A 19,196-nucleotide genomic window follows, 5' to 3' on the forward strand; every position below is an offset into this window, starting at 1 on the left:
GGCTTGTCAGGGCGGCGAGCCGGCGCCATGCACCGCGGTGTCTTTTCGCGGCGCCAGCCCGCTTCCACAACCGCCCCCGCCATACCCTTTTTCCATTCCAGACAAGCTGTTACTGTACGCCGGACCAAGCCCAACGCCGCCTTGACCGGATTCCAGACTTGATAAGACCCCTCCTCCTGTCACTGAGCCTGGCCTTGAGCTTCCCCGCAGTCGCGACCGTGACCGAAAGCCACGGGTATGCGCAGTTCGGCACGCTCAAGTACCCGGCCACGTTCACCCATTTCGACTGGGTCAATCCGCAGGCGCCTAAAGGCGGAACCTTGCGGGCCATGGCATTCGGTACCTTCGACACGCTCAACCCCTACACCTTCAAGGGCACCAGCCCCGTTTCGACGCCGAATTTCCAGCAGTACGGCGTCAACGAGCTGAACGAGACCTTGATGGTCGGCACAGGCCAATACGACCCTTCCGGCGACGAACCGACCTCAAGCTACGGCCTGATCGCCCGCTCGGTGGAGTACAGCGAAGACCGCAGTTGGGTGGTGTTCAACCTGCGTCCCGAGGCGCGTTTTCATGACGGGCAACCCATCACCTCGGCCGACGTGGCGTTCTCCTACCGCACCCTGCTCAAGGAAGGCCATCCGCTGTACCGCACCAACCTGCAGGAAGTGCAGCGCGTCGACATCCTGGGGCCGTTGCGCATCCGCTTCGTCTTCAAGCGCGCCGGCAATCCGCTGCTGATCCTGCGCTTGGGCGAAATGCCAGTACTGCCCAAGCACTACTGGCAAGATCGAGACTTCAAGGCCACCACCTTCGAGCCTCCGCTGGGCAGCGGTCCGTACCGCATCACCGAGGTACAACCCGGTCGACGCCTGGTATTCAGCCGGGTGAAGAACTACTGGGGCAAGGATTTGCCGGTCAACCGCGGCAAGTACAACTTCAACCGCGTGGAGTTCGAGTTCTATCGTGACGCGACCGTGGCCTTCGAAGCGTTCAAGGCTGGCGAGTTCGACATCTACATCGAACACCAGGCCAAGAACTGGGCCAACGGCTACAACTTCCCGGCGATCCGCCGTGGCGATGTGATCAAGGCACAGATCCCGCACCGGATCCCGACCCAGACCCAGGGTCTGTTCATGAACACCCGCCGCGACGCCTTCGCCGACCCGAAGGTACGCCAGGCGCTGGGGCTGATGCTCGATTTCGAGTGGACCAACCGTGCCCTGTTCAGCAGTGCCTACCGTCGCTCGACCAGTTACTACCCCAACAGTGAATTCACCGCCAGCGGGCTGCCCACCGGCAAGGAATGGCTGCTGCTCTCACCGTTTCGCGAACAGTTACCCGCCAAGCTCTTCACCGAGCCCTACCAGGTCAGCCAGACCGACGGGCGCGGCATCGACCGCCAGACCTTGCGCACGGCCCTGGGCCTGCTCGGCGAAGCCGGCTGGAAGCTCGACGGCCAGCGCCTGGTCGACACCAAAGGCCGCCAGTTGCGCCTGGAGTTGCTGCTGGTAAACCCTAATCTGGAACGCATCCTGCAACCTTATGTCGAAAATCTGTCCAGCATCGGCATCGACGCGCGCTTGCGCACGGTAGACCGAGCCCAGTACAAACAACGGCTGGACCAATTCGACTTCGACATGATCCTGATGACCCTGAACCAGACACTCAGCCCCGGCCTCGAGCAGTGGCAGTACTTCCACTCGAGCCAGGCCACCGTCAAGGGCAGCAAGAACTACGCGGGCATCAAGGACCCTGTGGTCGATCACCTGCTCGACACGCTCATGGCCGCCCGCACCCGCGATGATCAGGTCGCCGCTGCGCGCGCGCTGGACCGGGTGCTGTCGTGGCACTACTACATGATTCCCAACTGGTACCTGGACAACCATCGCCTGGCCTACCGCAACCGGTTCGCCTTCGTCACCACGCCGCCCTACACCCTGGGCCTGAACAGCTGGTGGCTCAAGACTTCGGAGAAAGCCAAATGATGCCGACGCCTCGCCTGCGCCTGGCCTGCAGCCTGTTGCTCGCCTGCCTGAGCCTACCCGCGCTGGCCGCCCCGCAACACGCCCTGACGCTCTACGACGAACCGCCCAAGTACCCCGCCGACTTCAAGCATTTCGACTACGTCAATCCCGATGCCCCCAAGGGCGGGACCTTCCGCCAGTCCAGCTTCGGCGGTTTCGACAGCCTCAACCCCTTCATCAACAAGGGCGTATCGGCCGACAACATCAGCATCATCTACGACACCCTGATGCGCCAGAGCCTGGACGAGCCCTTCACCGAGTACGGGCTGGTCGCCGGCAAGATCGAGAAGGCCCCTGACAACAGCTGGGTACGCTTCTACCTGCGACCTGAAGCACGCTTCCATGACGGCCACCCCATCCGCGCCGAAGACGTCGTGTTCAGCTTCAACGCCCTCACCCAGCAGGGTGCGCCGTTGTACCGCCAGTACTACGGTGATGTCTCCGAGGTGATCGTCGAGGACCCGCTGCGCGTCTTGTTCAAGTTCAAGCACAGCAACAACCGCGAACTGCCACTGATCCTGGGCCAGTTGCCAGTGCTGCCCAAGCATTGGTACGAGACTCGCGACTTCACCCGCGGCAACCTTGAGATCCCGCTGGGCAGCGGCCCGTACAAGGTCGCCGAGGTCAAGGCCGGACGCTCGATCCGTTACGAGCGGGTCAAGGACTACTGGGCCAAGGACCTGCCGATCAACCGCGGCATGTTCAACTTCGACGCCATGACCTTCGACTCCTACCGCGACACTGCCGTCGCCCTCGAGGCGCTTAAGGCCGGGCAGTTCGACTATGCCCTGGAAGTCAGCGCGAAGAACTGGGCCACCGCCTACAACGTCCCTGCGGTGCGCGACGGGCGTCTGATCAAGGAAGAGTTGCCCAACGGCAATCCGGTCGGCATGCAGGGCTTCATCTTCAACCTGCGCAAGCCCGTGTTCCAGGACATCCGCGTGCGCCAGGCCCTGAGCCTGCTGCTCGATTACGAATGGACCAACAAGCAGCTGTTCAACGGTGCCTATACCCGCACCGGCAGCTACTTCGAAAACTCCGAGATGGCCGCTACGGGCCTCCCCTCCGCCGACGAGTTGAAGATTCTCGAGCCGCTGCGCGGCAAGATCCCCGAGCAGGTCTTCAGCGAGGCGTTCCACAATCCCGTCACCGACGGCAGCGGCATGATTCGCGAGCAGCAACGCAAGGCTTACCAGTTGTTGATGGACGCCGGTTGGAAGATCGAGAACGACAAGATGGTCGACGCCCAGGGCAAGCCGGTGTCGATCGAGTTTCTCCTGGCACAGACCGAGTTCGAACGCATCCTGCTGCCGTTCAAGCGCAACCTCGCCGACCTGGGCATCGACCTGACCATCCGTCGCGTCGACGTCTCGCAATACATCACGCGCCTGCGCTCGCGCGACTTCGACATGATCGTCGGCGGCTTCCCGCAATCCAACTCGCCGGGCAACGAACAGCGCGAGTACTGGACCAGCGCTGCCGCCGACCGCTCGGGCAGCCGCAACACCATCGGCCTGCGCGACCCGGCCATCGACCAACTGGTCGAAGACCTGATCAATGCCGACTCGCGCCAGAGCCTGGTCGCCCACACCCGCGCGCTGGACCGTGTACTGCTGTGGGGCTACTACGTCATTCCCAACTGGCACATCAAGACCTGGCGGGTCGCCTACTGGAACCACCTTGGCCATCCGAAGGTGTCACCCAAATACGATATCGGCATCGACACCTGGTGGATCAAGCCTGACGTGACCCCGGCCGTCAGCGAAGCGCGCGTGCCACTCGTGGACGAGGCGAACTGACATGCTTGCCTACATTCTGCGCCGCCTGCTGCTGATCATCCCGACCCTGTTCGGCATCCTCATCATCAACTTCATCATCGTCCAGGCCGCCCCCGGTGGCCCGGTCGAGCAGATGATCGCCAAGCTCGAAGGCTTCGATGGCGCCACCAGCCGCATTGCCGGCGGCGGTGCCGAAGTATCGGTAGCCGGCTCCAACTACCGCGGCGCCCAAGGCCTGGACCCGGCGCTGGTCGCTGAAATCGAACGCATGTACGGCTTCGACAAGTCAGCCCCGGAGCGGTTGTGGATCATGGTCAAGAACTACGCCCAGCTCGACTTCGGCGACAGCTTCTTCCGCGATGCCAAGGTCATCGACCTGATCGCCGAGAAGATGCCCGTGTCGATCTCGCTGGGGTTGTGGAGCACACTGATCATGTACCTGGTGTCGATCCCGCTAGGGATTGCCAAGGCGGTGCGCCATGGCAGCCACTTCGACGTCTGGACCAGCTCGGCGATCATCGTCGGCTACGCCATCCCCGCGTTCCTCTTCGCCATCCTGCTGATCGTGCTGTTCGCCGGTGGCAGCTATTTCGACTGGTTCCCGCTCCGGGGCCTGACGTCGAACAACTTCGACGAGCTGTCCACCACCGGCAAGGTGATGGACTACTTCTGGCACCTGGTGCTGCCGATCACCGCGCTGGTGATCGGCAACTTCGCCACCATGACCCTGCTGACCAAGAACAGCTTCCTCGACGAGATCAACAAGCAGTACGTGATCACCGCCAAGGCCAAGGGCCTGAGCCGCAACCGCGTGCTCTACGGCCATGTATTCCGCAACGCCATGCTGCTGGTGATCGCAGGCTTTCCGTCGGCGTTCATCGGTATCTTCTTCACCGGCTCCCTGCTGATCGAGGTGATTTTCTCTCTCGACGGCCTGGGCCTGATGAGTTTCGAAGCGGCCATCAACCGCGACTACCCGGTGGTGTTCGGCACCCTGTTCATCTTCACCCTGCTGGGGCTGGTGGTGAAACTGATCGGCGACCTCACCTACACCCTGGTCGATCCGCGCATCGACTTCGCCAGCCGGGAGCACTGACATGGCCCTCTCTCCCCTGAACCGCCGGCGCTTCGAGCGCTTCAAGGCCAACCGTCGCGGATGGTGGTCGCTGTGGCTGTTCCTGATCCTGTTCGGCCTGAGCCTGGGTGCCGAGCTGATCGCCAACGACAAGCCCATCGCCGTGCGCTACGACGGCGAGTGGTACTTCCCGGCGTTCAAGCGCTACCCGGAAACCACCTTCGGCGGCGAATTCCCGCTGGAAGCCAACTACAAGAGCCCCTATATCCGCGAACTGCTGGAAAAAAAGGACAGCTTCGTGCTGTGGGCGCCGATCCCGTTCAGCTACCAGAGCATCAACTACGACCTGAAGGTCCCTGCCCCCGCGCCGCCTTCGGCCGACAACCTGCTCGGCACCGACGACCAGGGGCGCGACGTGCTCGCCCGGGTGATCTACGGATTCCGCGTCTCGGTGCTGTTCGCCCTGACGCTGACCATCGCCAGCTCCATCGTCGGCGTCATCGCCGGTGCCCTGCAGGGCTTCTATGGCGGCTGGGTGGACCTGGCTGGCCAGCGTTTCCTGGAAATCTGGTCGGGCCTGCCGGTGCTCTACCTGTTGATCATCCTCGCAAGCTTCGTGCAGCCCAACTTCTGGTGGTTGCTCGGCATCATGCTGCTGTTCTCATGGATGAGCCTGGTGGATGTCGTGCGCGCCGAGTTCCTGCGCGGACGCAACCTCGAGTACGTGCGCGCCGCCCGCGCCCTGGGTATGCGCAACGGCCCGATCATGTTCCGCCACATCCTGCCCAACGCCATGATCTCGACCATGACCTTCATGCCATTCATCCTCACTGGCGCCATCGGCACCCTCACCGCCCTCGACTTCCTCGGCTTCGGCTTGCCCGCCGGCTCGCCGTCGCTGGGCGAACTGGTCGCCCAGGGCAAGTCCAACCTGCAGGCGCCGTGGCTGGGCATCAGCGCCTTCGCCGTGCTGGCCGTCATGCTGAGCCTGCTGGTGTTCATCGGCGAATCCGCCCGCGATGCCTTCGACCCGAGGAAATGACATGAGCCAAGACACCCTGATCGAAGTGCGCGACCTGGCGGTGGAGTTCGTCACCGGCGAGCAGGTCAACCGCGTGGTCGATGGCATCAGTTTCGACATCCGCAAGGGCGAGACCCTCGCCCTGGTCGGTGAGAGCGGCTCGGGAAAATCGGTCACCGCCCACTCGATCCTGCGCCTGCTGCCCTACCCGCTTGCACGCCACCCCAGCGGCACCATCCACTACGACGGCAAGGACCTCCTGCACCTGGGCGAGAAGCCCATGCAGCGCATCCGCGGCAATCGCATCGCGATGATTTTCCAGGAGCCGATGACCTCGTTGAACCCGCTGCATTGCATCGAGAAGCAGATCAACGAGATCCTCCTGCTGCACAAAGGCCTCACCGGCAAGCAGGCCACCGCCCGCACCCTGGAGCTGCTCGAACTGGTGGGCATCCCCGACCCGAAGAAGCGCCTCAAGGCCCTGCCCCATGAGCTTTCCGGCGGCCAGCGCCAGCGCGTGATGATCGCCATGGCCCTGGCCAACGAACCCGAACTGCTGATCGCCGACGAGCCCACCACCGCGCTCGACGTCACCGTGCAGCTCAAGATTCTCGATTTGCTCAAGTCCCTGCAGGCGCGCCTGGGCATGGCGCTGCTGCTGATCAGCCACGACCTCAACCTGGTGCGGCGTATCGCCCACCGCGTGTGTGTGATGCAGTGCGGCAAGATCGTCGAACAGGCCGACTGCGAGACACTGTTCAAGGCCCCGCAGCACCCCTATACGCAGATGCTGATCAATGCCGAACCCAGCGGTGGCCCGGCGGCGAACGCGATCGGCAAACCGCTGCTGGAAGTCAACGACCTGAAGGTGTGGTTCCCGATCAAGAAGGGCCTGCTGCGCCGCACTGTCGATCATGTGAAAGCCGTCGACGGGATCAATTTCAGCCTCCCGCAGGGGCAAACCCTGGGGATCGTTGGTGAGAGCGGATCCGGCAAATCGACATTGGGGCTGGCGATCCTGCGCTTGATCGCAAGCCAGGGTGGGATTCGCTTCCACGGGCAGTCGCTGGAAGGGCTGAAGCAGCAGGAAGTGCGGCCGCTGCGCCGCGAAATGCAGGTGGTGTTCCAGGACCCGTTCGGCAGTCTGAGCCCGCGCATGTGCGTGGCCGATATCGTTGGCGAGGGCTTGCGGATTCACAAGATCGGCACCCCCGCCGAGCAGGAAGCCGCGATCATTGCGGCGCTGGAGGAAGTGGGGCTGGACCCGCGCACACGGCACCGGTATCCGCACGAGTTCTCTGGCGGGCAGCGACAGCGGATCGCGATCGCCCGGGCACTGGTGTTGAAGCCGGCATTGATCCTGCTGGACGAACCGACCTCGGCGCTGGACCGCACCGTACAGCGCCAGGTCGTGGAGCTGCTGCGCAACCTGCAGTTGAAGTACAACCTGACGTACCTGTTCATCAGCCATGACCTGGCGGTGGTCAAGGCGTTGAGTCACCAATTGATGGTGATCAAGCACGGGCACGTGGTGGAGCAAGGCGATGCGCAGGAGATCTTCCATGCGCCGCAGCATCCGTATACGCGTCAGTTGCTGGAGGCGGCGTTTCTGGAGACGGCGAACAGTTGATCCCTTTGTGCAATGACAAAGAGCGACTAACTCGTTCAAAACCCAAGAGCCTGCTCAGCCCTCATAGGAGTGAGCAGGCTCAAGTCGGCTAGCGCTCAGGCTTCGGCGGCGCGGGCAGTCACTGCCTCGCCTTCGAGCACCATCCCCTCGCGCATCTTCTGCGCATCACGCACAAAGCAACGCGACGCCGCCAGCAGAAACACCAGGGTCAGCAGCAGCGCCACCGGGATCAGGTACATCGCGTCATGCAGCCCCTGGGCCTTGAACGCCTCGCTCATCACCAGCTGTCCCGCCGTCTCCATGGCCGACACGGCGAAATGATCCGACAGCCCACCGACCACCACCGGCCCCAGGCCGCCGCCGAGCAGGTACAGCCCGGCGAAGTACAGGGCCATGGCGGTAGCCCGCAGGCGCGGTTGCACCACATCCTGAATCGCCGTGTACACGCAGGTATAGAAGTTGTACGAGAACAGCCAGCCGACGCCGAACACCGCGACGAACAGCCCCAGCTCGATACGCCCGGCATGCAGTGCCCAGGCGGTGGCGAGAGTGGCCACCAACATGCTCAGCGCGGCGAACAACAGACGCCCATTGGCAAAACGCTGGTGCACCTTGTCGGCCACCCAGCCCCCTAGCGTGAGCCCCACCAGGCCGCTCAGACCGACGATCATCCCCGTTGCCACGGCCGCATCGTGCAAGGGCAAGGCGAAGTAGCGCTGCAGCATCGGCACCATGAACGAGTTGCAGGCATAGGAAGCGAAGTTGAAGGTCAGCCCCGCCAGTACCAGCCAGGCGAACGTGGGCACGCTCAGCACCCGACGCAGCGGGCGATCGATCGGCGCGAGGGAGATGGCAACGGTTTCCGCAGCGCCCCGGGCAGGTTCGCGGATCAGGAAGATGAACAGCGCCAACACCAGGCCGGGTACCGCAGCGATGAAGAACGGCGCACGCCAGCTGCCAAACGCCTGGACCATGGCGCCGATGGTGAAGAACGCCAGCAACAGGCCCAGCGGCAGGCCGAGCATGAAGATGCCCATCGCCCGCGACCGTCGCTCGGCCGGGAACAGATCGCCGATCAGCGAGTTGGCGGCCGGCGCATAGCTGGCTTCACCGATACCCACGCCCATGCGCACCAGCAGAAAACTCCAGAAGTTGCCGACCATGCCGTTGACCGCCGTCAGCCCGCTCCAGGCCGCCAGGCCCCAGCCCATCAGCTTGGCCCGCGAGCCGGTATCGGCCATGCGCGCTAGCGGCAGGCCAGCGATGGCGTATACCAAGGTGAAGGCGGTGCCGATCAGGCCGATCTGGAAGTCGCTCAGGTGCCATTCCAGGCGGATCGGTTCGATGATGATCGCGGGTATGGTGCGGTCGAAGAAGTTGAACAGGTTGGCCAGAAACAGCAGGAACAAGATGCGCCAGGCGTTGGACGCTTGGGGGGCGGTGGTCATGGTCGGGTCCCTCGTTATCGTTATTCAGGGCTTCCAGCACGCCTGACGAAATCTAGAGGGTAAGGTGCGAAACGTCTGCCACCATTGACCGGGCTTATATCGCGAGATGGGCTGCAGCCTGACGGATCGCCCGCAGCGTTTAAACCGATGGCGGCGCCACCAACCGGTAGCCCACACCCGCCTCGGTGATGATGTACCGCGGAGCGGTCGGATCGTCGCCCAGCTTGTGCCGCAGATGCCCCACCACGATGCGCAGGTAGTGTGTGTCGTCGACATGGGTCGGGCCCCAGATATCCTTGAGCAGTTGCTGTTGGGTGATCACCCGCCCCGGATGCCCGGCCAGTTGCGCCAGCAGCGCGTACTCCTTGCGTGTCAGTGCCACCTCGACGCCGTCGAGCGTGACCTTGCGATAGGCGAAGTCGACCACCAGCGCACCGAAGCTGGCACTGGCCGCTTGCCCGGAGCCAGCTTGGGGTTTGTGCCGCAACAGCGCGCGCACCCGGGCAAGGAACTCCTGGATACCGAACGGCTTGGTCACGTAGTCGTTGGCACCGCCATCCAGCGCATCGACCTTCTGCACCTCGCTGGCTCGCACCGACAGCACCATCACCGGCACGGCGCTCCACTCGCGCAGTTCGCGCAACACCTGCTGGCCGTCCATATCCGGCAAGCCGAGATCGAGCACCACCAGATCAGGCTTGCTCAGCGCCGCCTGAGCCAGGCCTTCGCCGCCGGTCGCAGCCTCGATCACCTTGTAGCCCTGGGACACGAGGCTGATGCGCAGGAACTTGCGGATCTGCGGTTCGTCGTCGATGACCAGAAGGGTGGCGGCTTGGCTCATGGGGCTTCACTGTCGCTGTCGGGTTGAAGAGGCAACGGCAAGCATAGAGTGATGCAGGTGCCCTGGCCATCGATGCCCTCGCCAACCAGTATGCTGCCGCCATGGGCGCCGATCATGCCCTGGCAGATCGCAAGCCCCAGGCCTGTGCCCTGCCCGCCGCGGTCACCGCGGGCAGCGGTGTAGAACATGTCGAAGATCTTCTCGCGCTCGGCCACCGGGATGCCCGGGCCCTGATCCGCGACCGCGAAGCACAGGCGCTCCTCCTGCACCTCCACCCGCAGCGCCAGGCGACCATTGACCGGCGAGAAACGTGCGGCATTCTCCAGTACGTTGACCAGCGCCTGCTCGATCAGCGCTGCATGCACGAACAGCAGGGGCAGCTCTGCAGGTACCTCGGTGTCTACGCGCAACGGTGCCAGCACCGCGCGCAGACGGTTCAGAGCGCTGCCAACGATATCGCCGGGCGACACCCAGTCACGCGCAAGCTTCAAGCCGCCATGGCCCAGCCGGGTCATGTCGAGCAGGTTCTGGATGTAACGATCCAGGCGCTCGGCTTCGTTGCGTGTGCCTTCGAGCAGCTCACGGCGATCGTCCGGAGGGATCGCATCGCCCAGTGCCAGCAAGCTGTCGATGCTACCGCGCATGGCGGTCAGCGGGGTGCGCAGATCATGGGACACCGAGGCAAGCAAGGCGCTGCGCAACTGCTCGGTTTCGCCATGCAGGCGCGCGGCTTCGAGCTGCTCGCCCAGGCGCGCGCGGGCCAGGGCCTGGGCCAGCGGCTCGGCCAGCGCCGTCAGCAAGCGACGGCGCTGTGCGCTCAACGACTCGCCCGAGGCCGGCTGCACACCCAGCAAGGCCAAGGGAGTCTCGTCGACCGCCAGCGGCCACCACCACCAGCGGCCATGGGGCAAGGTATCGCTGCCATGCCCTGCTGCCTGGCCATGTTGCCAGGCCCATTCGGCAGCGGCGCGCTCGTTGTCGGTAAAGACCTGCGGCCCGCCGCTGGCCACCTGCAACAAGCCCTCGGCATCGCGCTCGAGCAGACAGATCTGGATACCCTGCCAATCGTTCAGGTGCTGCCCGGCGGCACTGAAAACCGCCTGGCGATCCGTGGCCACGGTCAGGCGACGCGACAGGTCGAGCAGTTGCCGGGTCTCGCCCTGGGTTTCGCGCAGCGCCTGCAACTGACGGCGCTGACGAGCGGCGAGATTGCCGGTCAGGGCCGCCATGAGCAGGAAGAACACCAGGGTCAGCACGTCCTCTTCGCGCTGGATGCTGAACGAAAAGCTCGGCGGGATGAACAGGAAGTCGTAGGTCAGGAACGACAGCGCCGCACAGGCCAGCGCAGGCCCCAGGCTGCTGCGCACCGCGACCAGCAGCACTGCCGCGAGGAACACCAGCGAAATGTTCGGCAAGGCCAGCACACTGGACACGGCCCAGGCCAGCCCTGCCGCCAGCATGGTCGCCAGCAGCGCCAGCCAATAGTGGCGCCAGACCCACACACGATTGACCACCACCCGTGTCGGTACGGGTTGAGCGTCGCGGTCGAGCACATTGATCTCCAACCCCCGGCTGTCGCGCAGCAAGCGTGCAGCGACGCCCGCACCGAGCACGCGGCGGCGCAGACGGTCGCGGGACTGGCCGACCAGCACCAGGCTCGCCCGCCGTTCCAGCGCATGCTGGATGAGCGTGCGCGCCACCTCCCCGGCCCTGAGTACCACGACTTCGCCGCCCAGGCGCTCGGCCAGTTGCTGCGCGGCCTGCAGGCGCTGACGAGCGCCCTCGTCACGCAGCTTGCCGTTGTCGACATGCACCAGGCTCCACGGCAAATGCCGACGCTGGGCGACGCGGCTGGCATGGCGCACCAGACGCTCGGCCTGCTCATCGCCATCGACCCCGACCAGCAGGCGCCCTCGCAAGGTCGGCGCCTGCTCGCCGCGCTGGCGGTAGCCATGGGCAAGGTCGGCATCGACCTGGGCTGCAGCGGTCTGCATGGCCAGTTCGCGCAAGGCGGTGAGGTTGGTCTGGGAGAAGAACGCATCGATCGCCGCCCGTGCCTGCTCAGGCACGTAGACCTTGCCTTCGCGCAAGCGCTCGAGCAGTTCACGTGGCGGCAGGTCGATCAGCACCAGCTCGAAGGCTTCCTGCAGCACCCAGTCGGGCAGGGTTTCGCGCACCTGAACGCCCGTGATGTCGCGAACCTTGTCGTTGAGGCTTTCCAGGTGCTGGACATTGACCGTGGTATACACATCGATACCGGCAGCGAGCAGTTCCTGAACATCCTGCCAGCGCTTGGCGTGACGGCTGCCTGGGGCGTTGGTATGAGCCAGCTCGTCGACCAGCGCCAGCGGTGGTGCAGCCTTGAGCAGGCCATCGAGGTCCATTTCTTCGAGGATGACGCCGCGGTACTCGCTGCGCAGCAAGGGCTGCTGCGCCAAGCCACCGAGCAGCGCCTCGGTTTCGGCCCGGCCATGAGTCTCCACCACCGCCGCCAGCACCTTTACCCCCTGGCGCTGCTGGGCATGAGCGGCCTGGAGCATGGCGAACGTCTTGCCCACGCCGGGAGCTGCGCCCAGAAATACTTTAAGCCTGCCGCGACCGTTGCGGGGCAGGCTCGCCAACAGCGCATCGGCGCGGGCGGAATCACTCATGCTTGATCCTTTGGTAAGGGGGCCAGGGGCCAGCTTCGCAGGCCATCACGGGGCAAGCCACAGGTCCTGCGCCGTTCTTGTGAGCGCCGGTGAACCTGGGGGAGCGGGCTTGCCCCGCGATGGCCGCGACACGGTCTCGATTATCAGCGATCTGTAACAGGCGCCAACCGCTCCAACGCCTGGTTCAACGCCAACACATTGACCACCGGCGGGCCGACCAATGGCCGCAGAGTGGCCTCATCCACCAGCGCTTGCAAGCGCTCGATGGGGATCTGCCGCGCCGCCGCCACGCGCGGCAACTGGTAGGCGATCGCCTCCGGCGGCAACTGCGGGTCGAGCCCGCTGCCGGAGGTGGTCAACAGGGCCTGCGGCACCGGGCCAAGCTCAGGCTGGTACAGGGCGGCGGCATCACTCCTGACCCGCTCCGCCAGCGCCGGGTTGCTCGGTGCCAGGTTGCTCGCGCTGCTGGACACCGTCGCGAAGGCGCCGGCCGAAGGGCGCGACTGGAACCAGCCGTCGCCCTTGAATTCCTGGGCGATCAACGCCGAGCCGCGAACCTGCCCCTGCTCATCGCGCACCAGGCTGCCATTGGCCTGTTCGGGGAAGGCGACCTGGGCGATACCGGTCACCGCCAGCGGGTACAACGCGCCGGTGACCAGGGTCATCAGCAGGACCAGGCTCACGGCCGGGCGTACGTAGGTGCTCATGTTCGTCTCTCCTTCAGACCAGGTGCAGTGCAGTGAGCAGCATGTCGATCAGCTTGATCCCGGCGAACGGCACCAGGATGCCGCCCACGCCGTAGATCAGCAGATTGCGCCGCAGCAGGTGCGCGGCACTTGCCGCCTGCACGCGCACACCGCGCAAGGCCAGGGGGATCAGCACGATGATGATCAGCGCGTTGAAGACGATCGCCGAAAGGATCGCGCTTTGCGGGCTGCTCAGGCGCATCAGGTTGAGCACACCCAGTTGAGGGTAGATCGAAGCGAACAGCGCCGGCAGGATGGCGAAGTACTTGGCCACGTCGTTGGCGATGGAGAACGTAGTCAGTGCACCACGGGTCACCAGCAGTTCCTTGCCGACCTGGACCACATCCAGCAGCTTGGTCGGATCGCTGTCCAGGTCGACCATGTTGGCCGCCTCGCGCGCCGCCTGGGTACCGTCGTTCATGGCCATGCCGACATCCGCCTGGGCCAAGGCCGGGGCATCGTTGGCACCGTCACCGCACATGGCGACCAGGCGGCCGTCATTCTGCTCCTGGCGAATGCGCGCCAGCTTCTTCTCAGGGGTGGCCTCGGCAAGTACGTCATCGACACCGGCCTCGGCGGCGATGGCCGCAGCGGTCAGCGGGTTGTCGCCGGTCACCATCACGGTGCGGATACCCAGTTTGCGCAACTCGGCGAAACGCTCACGGATGCCGGGCTTGACCACGTCCTTGAGGTGAATCACCCCCAGCAAGTGGCGGTCAACGCATACCAGCAAGGGGGTGCCGCCGCTCTGGGCGATGCGTTCGACTTCACGGGCCAGCGAAGCCGGCATTTCCAGGCGTTGCAAGCCGACGAACGCCAGCACCGCGTCCACCGCGCCCTTGCGGTAGTGACGCTGCCCGAAGTCGATACCCGAAAGGCGCGTCTCGGCGCTGAAGGCGATGGCGCTGTACTGCGCGGCAGCCGGCTCGTCGAAGTCGTGCAACTGGCGCAGGTAGTCGACGATAGACTTGCCCTCGGCCGTGTCGTCGGCCAGCGAGGCAAGCAAGGCTCCCTCCCCCAGCTCCTTGGCGGTAACACCCGGCGCGGCGTGCAGGGCACTGCAGCGGCGGTTGCCGAAGGTGATGGTGCCAGTCTTGTCGAGCATCAACGTGTGCACGTCGCCCGCAGCCTCCACCGCACGCCCGGAGCGGGCGATGACGTTAAGGCGCACCAGGCGATCCATACCCGCGATACCGATGGCCGACAGCAGGCCACCAATGGTCGTCGGGATCAGCGTCACCAGTAACGCGGCGAGGAAGATCAGCGGCAGGCTGCCACCCACGAAATGGGCGAACGGCTGCAAGGTCACCACCACGATCAGGAAAATCAGGGTCAGGCCGATCAGCAGGATATCCAGGGCAATCTCGTTGGGGGTCTTCTGGCGCTTGGCGCCTTCGACCAGGGCGATCATGCGGTCCAGGGTCGACTCACCGGGGTTGCTGGTGATGCGAATCAGCAGCCAGTCGGAAACCAGCCGGGTATTGCCGGTCACGGCCGAACGATCGCCACCGGACTCGCGGATCACCGGCGCAGACTCGCCGGTGATCGCCGCCTCGTTGACGGCGGCGATGCCTTCGAGCACCTCGCCATCACCCGGGATCAGCTCACCGGCCACCACGCGCACCACATCGTCCTTGCGCAATGCGGTGGCAGCGACGGTTTCGAAGCTGCCATTGGCCAGACGGCGCTGAGCGGTCAGGCCCTGGCTGCCGGCCTTGAGGCTATCGGCACGGGCCTTGCCCCGGCCTTCCGCCAAGGCTTCGGCAAAATTGGCAAAGAGTACGGTGAACCACAGCCACAGGGCGATCTGCACCGCCACGCCGGTGCTCACACCGCTGCCGGGCACCAGGCACAGGACCGTGGTCAGCACAGCCGTCAGGGCGACCACCAGCATTACCGGCGAGCGCTTGAGCTGGCGCGGATCGAGCTTGACGAAGGCCTGCACCAGGGCCGGGCGCCAGAGCGCGGCGAAGCGGGTCTGGTCGACGGCGCGGGGAGCTTTCACTTCAGAAATGGGCATGTTCATGTTCGGATCCTCAGAAACCCAGGCTCAACTGTTCGGCGATCGGCCCCAGGGCCAGGGTCGGCAGGAAGGTCAGCCCGCCGACCAGCAGGATGGTCACCAACAGCAGGCCGGCGAACAGCGGGCCATGGGTGGGGAAGCTGTTCTGGCCCTGCGGCGCGCTTTTCTTGGCGGCCAGGCTGCCTGCAAGGGCCAGCACTGGCAGGATGTAGCCGAAGCGCCCGATCAGCATGGCCAGGCCGATCATCAGGTTGTGGAACACCGTGTTGGCACTGAAGCCGCCGAAAGCCGAGCCGTTGTTGGCGGTGCCGGAGGTGTAGGCATACAGCAGCTGGCTGAAGCCATGCGGCCCCGGATTGCTCACCGCACCTGCCGGCCCCGGCAGGCTGGCGGCGATGGCGCCGAGTACCAGCACACCAACCGGCATCACCAGCAGCGTCGCCACCAACAGTTGCACTTCACGGGCCTGCAACTTCTTGCCCAGGTATTCCGGCGTGCGACCGATCATCAACCCGGCCAGGAATACCGCGATCAGCACGAACAGCAGCATGCCGTAGAGGCCCGCACCGACGCCGCCGAAGATCACCTCGCCGACCATCATGTTGACCATCGCTACCATGCCGGTCAGCGGATTGAGGCTGTCGTGCATGGCGTTGACCGAGCCGTTGGAGGCGGAGGTCGTCGTCACGGCCCACAGCACGCTAGCGGTGGTGCCGAAGCGGCTTTCCTTGCCTTCCATCGGCGCGCTTTGTTGCACCTGAGCGCTGTCCAGGGCCGGGTTGGGCTGGTATTCGGCCAACAGGCCGACCGCACCGCCGATCAGGAACAGGCCCAACATGCAGGCCAGGATCGCCCGGCTCTGACGCAGGTCCTTGACGTAGTGGCCGAAGGTGAACACCAGTGCCACCGGAATCAGAATGATCGAAGCCACCTCGAACAGGTTGCTCCAGGCTGTCGGGTTCTCGAACGGATGCGCCGAGTTGACGCCGAAGAAGCCGCCGCCATTGGTGCCCAGTTGCTTGATCGCGATCTGGCTGGCGGCAGGGCCCAGCGGGATGCTCTGGTCGGCACCTTGCAGGGTGACGGCATGGGCGTAGTCGGCGAAGGTCTGTGGCACACCCTGCCACACCAGCAGCAACGCCAGCACGATGCACAGTGGCAGCAGGCCATAGAGGGTGGCACGGGTCATGTCGACCCAGAAGTTACCCAGGTTGTGAGTGGAGCGCCGGCCGATACCACGGCACAGGGCGACCAGCACGGCAAGGCCGGTGGCAGCGCTGACGAAGTTCTGCACGGTCAGGCCGATCATCTGGCTCAAGTAGCTGAGCGAGGCCTCACCGCTGTAGGCCTGCCAGTTGGTGTTGGTCATGAAGCTGACAGCGGTGTTGAATGCCAGCGACCATTCCTGGCCCGGCAGGTGCTGCGGGTTGAGCGGCAGCGAGCCCTGCAGCAGGAGCACGGCGAACAGCACCAGGAAGCCCACCAGGTTGAAGGCCAGCAACGCCAGGGTGTATTGCTTCCAGTTCTGCTCCTGCTCGGCGCGCACCCCGGACAACCGGTAGCAACCCTGCTCTACCGGGCCGAGGACCGGCGACAGCCAGGTGCGCTGACCCTCCATGACCTTGTAGTAGAACCGCCCAAGCCAGGGTGCTGGTAGCAGCACAAGGGCCAGAAACGCCAGCAGCAATGCGAAGTCGTAGCTGTGCATGGCCGCTCCCTAGCTGCGATCGGCGCGCAGCAGCGCAACCAGCAGGTAAATGGCCAACGCCACTGCCAGCAGCAGTGACACTCCGTCGAGCATGTTCATCGGTGGATCTCCCCGTCTTGCGGCGTCGGCCGCTTTGGGGGAATTGTCGGGGCGGGGGGCGTAAAGGGACGAGATCGGGGGGGCGGGATGGGAATAAAGAATGCGTAAAGTTTGGTTTCTGGATCATCAATACCGGCCTCTTCGCGGGCAAGCCCGCTCCTGCAGCCCTGGAACTGCAGGAGCGGGCTTGCCCGCGAAGAGAACGCTGCAGGTCAGCGCTGAACCTGCCCCGAATGCCGGCTCCAGTCCAGCAGCAGGCTGTAGCCGACGGCCAGCAGGGTCGGCCCGATGAACAGCCCGATGAAGCCAAACGCGATCAACCCGCCAAACACGCCGAGCAGCACGATCACCAGCGGCAGGTTGCCCCCCCGGCTGATCAGATACGGCTTGAGCACGTTGTCCACGCCACTGATGATGAAGGTGCCCCATATCCCGAGGAACACCGCCATCCCATACTCGCCCTTCCACACTAGCCAGCCGGTGGCAGGAATCCAGGCCAGTGGCGGCCCCATCGGGATCAGGCTGAGCATGAAGGTCACCAGGCCCAGCACGATCGCCCCGGGCACGCCGGCGATCAAGAAGCCGATCAACGCCAGCAGCCCTTGCGCTGCAGCAGTACCTATCACACCGTTGACCACCCGCTGTACGGTACCGGCCACCAGGTCGATGTAGTACTCGGCGCGCTCTCCCACCAGGCGCTGCAGCAAGCGTTGCACGAACGCGGCCAGGCGTGGGCCGTCGCGGTAGAAGAAGAACACGAAGACGATACTGAGCGTGAGCTCCAGCACGCCGCTGCCGATCTGGGCGCTACGCGCCAGGAACCAATTGCCGACCTGGCCGAGGTACGGTTTGGCCGAGGCGATCAGAGCCGCACCCTGCTGGTCGAGGGACTCCCACCAGTTGACCAGGCGCTCGCCGATGAAGGGAATGCCACGCACCCACTCCGGCGCATCCGGCAAACCCTCCAACTGCACGTCACGCACGAAGTTGGTGGCGTCACGCACATGGTCGGCCAGGTTGAAGCCCAGCCACACCAGCGGCAGGGCAACCACCAGGATCCACACCGTCGTGAGGATGCTGGCCGCGAGGGTTTCGCGCCCACCCAGCAGGCGCGTCAACAAGCGCATCAGCGGCCAGCTGGCAAAGGCCAGAATCGCCCCCCAGAGTAGCGCCGAGATGAACGGTGCCATGACCCACAAGGCGGCGCCCAACAGCGCCAGCAACAGAATCTGGACCAGCAGACGGTCATTGTTGGCCATGATGGCCCTCGTTCAACGAATCAGTTCCAGATGCAGGCCATCGGTAGGCGCCGTACCCACTTCGAGACGGGCACTGCGTACACCGGCCTTGACCAGTTGCTCGCGCCAGGCTTCGGCCGCCTGGCCGCTGAGGCTGGCACGCAGGGTGCTGTCCAGGTTCAGGCTGCGGGCCAGCAGCGAAACCCACGCAGGCTGTGGTGCGCTCAGGTCAGGGTAGTCGAGCTTGCCGGTATCGCGCATCTCACGCAGCACCGTGGCGGGTGTCGGCAGCACTTCGCCCAGCGGGCTGTCAGCGACGAATTCCTCGACATGCAGGTAGGCGCGGCGATTGCCGCGAGTGACGCTGTACAGGGCGACCAGCGTGTCGGCCTCTTCGGCCGAGCGGCGCAAAAGAATGAAGGCCTGCTGCTCGTCGCCACCATTGAGACGGGCGTTGTTGAACACATCGTTGGCCCAGATGCTGGCCTCGCCGCAGTCACGGCCCTGGCACCAGAACAGCGGATAGCCACCGTCGCGCTGCAGCGCCTCACGTGCGCTGGTAAAGGCCTCGCGGGCAGTGCGCTCCACCGGCAGTTCGTAGGTGACCGAGCTGACCTGGCCACGGCTCTCGACCTTGCCCTCGACGCGCAGGCGACCGCTGATCTTGCGTACCGGGCCCATGGGGTAGACCCTCTCCCCCTCCACGACCGGACGCTGGTCGACCACCTTGGCATCGGCCGGCACCGGCAGGCTCCCGGCCCACAGCAGCGGGCTGGCGAGTGTGAGGCAGGCGGCGATGGCACTGCGAACGAGGAACGGCGCGCTCATCGGCCGTCCTTGCGGCGTCGGGCGCCGTGGCGAAGATCGTGAATGTCTGGCATGTATGGTTGTCTCCCTGTTCAACCCGCCAA

General features: G+C 64.9%; 14 protein-coding genes. 5 read left to right on the plus strand and 9 right to left on the minus strand.

What is annotated here, in order from left to right; all coding sequences use genetic code 11:
* Positions 1–158: 158 nt before the first annotated feature.
* The 5 genes from AB688_RS19285 to AB688_RS19305 are packed head-to-tail and all read left to right on the plus strand — an operon-like array spanning position 159 to position 7,531.
* On the plus strand, positions 159–1,988 hold the full coding sequence (locus AB688_RS19285) for an extracellular solute-binding protein (protein WP_081255288.1): 1,830 nt from the start codon (positions 159–161) through the stop codon (positions 1,986–1,988).
* A complete protein-coding gene (locus AB688_RS19290; protein WP_054894347.1) occupies positions 1,985–3,826 on the plus strand; it encodes an extracellular solute-binding protein in 1,842 nt (613 codons plus the stop codon). The genes AB688_RS19285 and AB688_RS19290 overlap by 4 nt, the downstream gene beginning before the upstream one ends.
* A gap of 1 nt (position 3,827) precedes the next feature.
* Positions 3,828–4,901 (plus strand): microcin C ABC transporter permease YejB, encoded by a 1,074-nt coding sequence (locus tag AB688_RS19295; RefSeq protein WP_054894348.1) that lies wholly within the window; start codon positions 3,828–3,830, stop codon positions 4,899–4,901.
* 1 nt (position 4,902) lies between these two features.
* On the plus strand, positions 4,903–5,922 hold the full coding sequence (locus tag AB688_RS19300) for an ABC transporter permease (protein WP_054894349.1): 1,020 nt from the start codon (positions 4,903–4,905) through the stop codon (positions 5,920–5,922).
* A 1-nt stretch (position 5,923) separates the two neighbouring features.
* Positions 5,924–7,531, plus strand: coding sequence for an ABC transporter ATP-binding protein (locus tag AB688_RS19305; protein WP_063545565.1), 1,608 nt, complete (start codon positions 5,924–5,926; stop codon positions 7,529–7,531).
* A 95-nt stretch (positions 7,532–7,626) separates the two neighbouring features.
* Here AB688_RS19305 and AB688_RS19310 read toward each other — a convergent pair whose 3' ends face one another.
* The 9 genes from AB688_RS19310 to AB688_RS19350 all read right to left on the minus strand — a co-directional run bounded on the left by AB688_RS19310 (position 7,627) and on the right by AB688_RS19350 (position 19,113).
* Entirely contained in the window at positions 7,627–8,979 is a 1,353-nt protein-coding gene (locus AB688_RS19310) for a spinster family MFS transporter (RefSeq protein ID WP_063545566.1), read from the minus strand.
* Between the two features lie 139 nt (positions 8,980–9,118).
* Positions 9,119–9,820 (minus strand): response regulator, encoded by a 702-nt coding sequence (locus tag AB688_RS19315; RefSeq protein ID WP_054894352.1) that lies wholly within the window; start codon positions 9,818–9,820, stop codon positions 9,119–9,121.
* On the minus strand, positions 9,817–12,471 hold the full coding sequence (locus AB688_RS19320; protein ID WP_063545567.1) for a sensor histidine kinase: 2,655 nt from the start codon (positions 12,469–12,471) through the stop codon (positions 9,817–9,819). The genes AB688_RS19315 and AB688_RS19320 overlap by 4 nt, the downstream gene beginning before the upstream one ends.
* 143 nt (positions 12,472–12,614) lie before the next feature.
* Positions 12,615–13,178, minus strand: a complete 564-nt coding sequence (gene kdpC, locus AB688_RS19325; RefSeq protein ID WP_063545568.1) for a potassium-transporting ATPase subunit KdpC — start codon at positions 13,176–13,178, stop codon at positions 12,615–12,617.
* A gap of 13 nt (positions 13,179–13,191) precedes the next feature.
* Positions 13,192–15,243 (minus strand): potassium-transporting ATPase subunit KdpB, encoded by a 2,052-nt coding sequence (kdpB, locus tag AB688_RS19330; RefSeq protein WP_054894225.1) that lies wholly within the window; start codon positions 15,241–15,243, stop codon positions 13,192–13,194.
* Between the two features lie 10 nt (positions 15,244–15,253).
* Complete coding sequence (kdpA, locus tag AB688_RS19335; protein WP_063545569.1) at positions 15,254–16,948, minus strand: potassium-transporting ATPase subunit KdpA; 1,695 nt, start codon at positions 16,946–16,948, stop codon at positions 15,254–15,256.
* A gap of 9 nt (positions 16,949–16,957) precedes the next feature.
* Positions 16,958–17,047: a K(+)-transporting ATPase subunit F gene (gene kdpF, locus AB688_RS19340; RefSeq protein WP_063545570.1), complete on the minus strand. Its 90-nt coding sequence runs from the start codon at positions 17,045–17,047 to the stop codon at positions 16,958–16,960.
* Between the two features lie 212 nt (positions 17,048–17,259).
* On the minus strand, positions 17,260–18,306 hold the full coding sequence (locus tag AB688_RS19345) for an AI-2E family transporter (RefSeq protein WP_054894227.1): 1,047 nt from the start codon (positions 18,304–18,306) through the stop codon (positions 17,260–17,262).
* Between the two features lie 12 nt (positions 18,307–18,318).
* On the minus strand, positions 18,319–19,113 hold the full coding sequence (locus AB688_RS19350) for a DUF4892 domain-containing protein (RefSeq protein ID WP_063545571.1): 795 nt from the start codon (positions 19,111–19,113) through the stop codon (positions 18,319–18,321).
* Between the last annotated feature and the right edge of the window lie 83 nt (positions 19,114–19,196).

Origin of the sequence: Pseudomonas putida, from assembly GCF_001636055.1 — a bacterium.
Classification (GTDB): Bacteria; Pseudomonadota; Gammaproteobacteria; order Pseudomonadales; family Pseudomonadaceae; genus Aquipseudomonas; species Aquipseudomonas machongensis.

Bases quoted from the DNA above. Each gene is read 5' to 3' on its own strand.
- AB688_RS19315 (WP_054894352.1), bottom strand. From the start codon at position 9,820: ATGAGCCAAGCCGCCACCCTTCTGGTCATCGACGACGAACCGCAGATC.
- AB688_RS19290 (WP_054894347.1), top strand. From the start codon at position 1,985: ATGATGCCGACGCCTCGCCTGCGCCTGGCCTGCAGCCTGTTGCTCGCC.
- AB688_RS19310 (WP_063545566.1), bottom strand. From the start codon at position 8,979: ATGACCACCGCCCCCCAAGCGTCCAACGCCTGGCGCATCTTGTTCCTG.
- kdpA (WP_063545569.1), bottom strand. From the start codon at position 16,948: ATGCACAGCTACGACTTCGCATTGCTGCTGGCGTTTCTGGCCCTTGTG.
- AB688_RS19320 (WP_063545567.1), bottom strand. From the start codon at position 12,471: ATGAGTGATTCCGCCCGCGCCGATGCGCTGTTGGCGAGCCTGCCCCGC.
- kdpB (WP_054894225.1), bottom strand. From the start codon at position 15,243: ATGAACATGCCCATTTCTGAAGTGAAAGCTCCCCGCGCCGTCGACCAG.
- AB688_RS19305 (WP_063545565.1), top strand. From the start codon at position 5,924: ATGAGCCAAGACACCCTGATCGAAGTGCGCGACCTGGCGGTGGAGTTC.
- kdpC (WP_063545568.1), bottom strand. From the start codon at position 13,178: ATGAGCACCTACGTACGCCCGGCCGTGAGCCTGGTCCTGCTGATGACC.
- kdpF (WP_063545570.1), bottom strand. From the start codon at position 17,047: ATGAACATGCTCGACGGAGTGTCACTGCTGCTGGCAGTGGCGTTGGCC.
- AB688_RS19345 (WP_054894227.1), bottom strand. From the start codon at position 18,306: ATGGCCAACAATGACCGTCTGCTGGTCCAGATTCTGTTGCTGGCGCTG.
- AB688_RS19295 (WP_054894348.1), top strand. From the start codon at position 3,828: ATGCTTGCCTACATTCTGCGCCGCCTGCTGCTGATCATCCCGACCCTG.
- AB688_RS19300 (WP_054894349.1), top strand. From the start codon at position 4,903: ATGGCCCTCTCTCCCCTGAACCGCCGGCGCTTCGAGCGCTTCAAGGCC.
- AB688_RS19350 (WP_063545571.1), bottom strand. From the start codon at position 19,113: ATGAGCGCGCCGTTCCTCGTTCGCAGTGCCATCGCCGCCTGCCTCACA.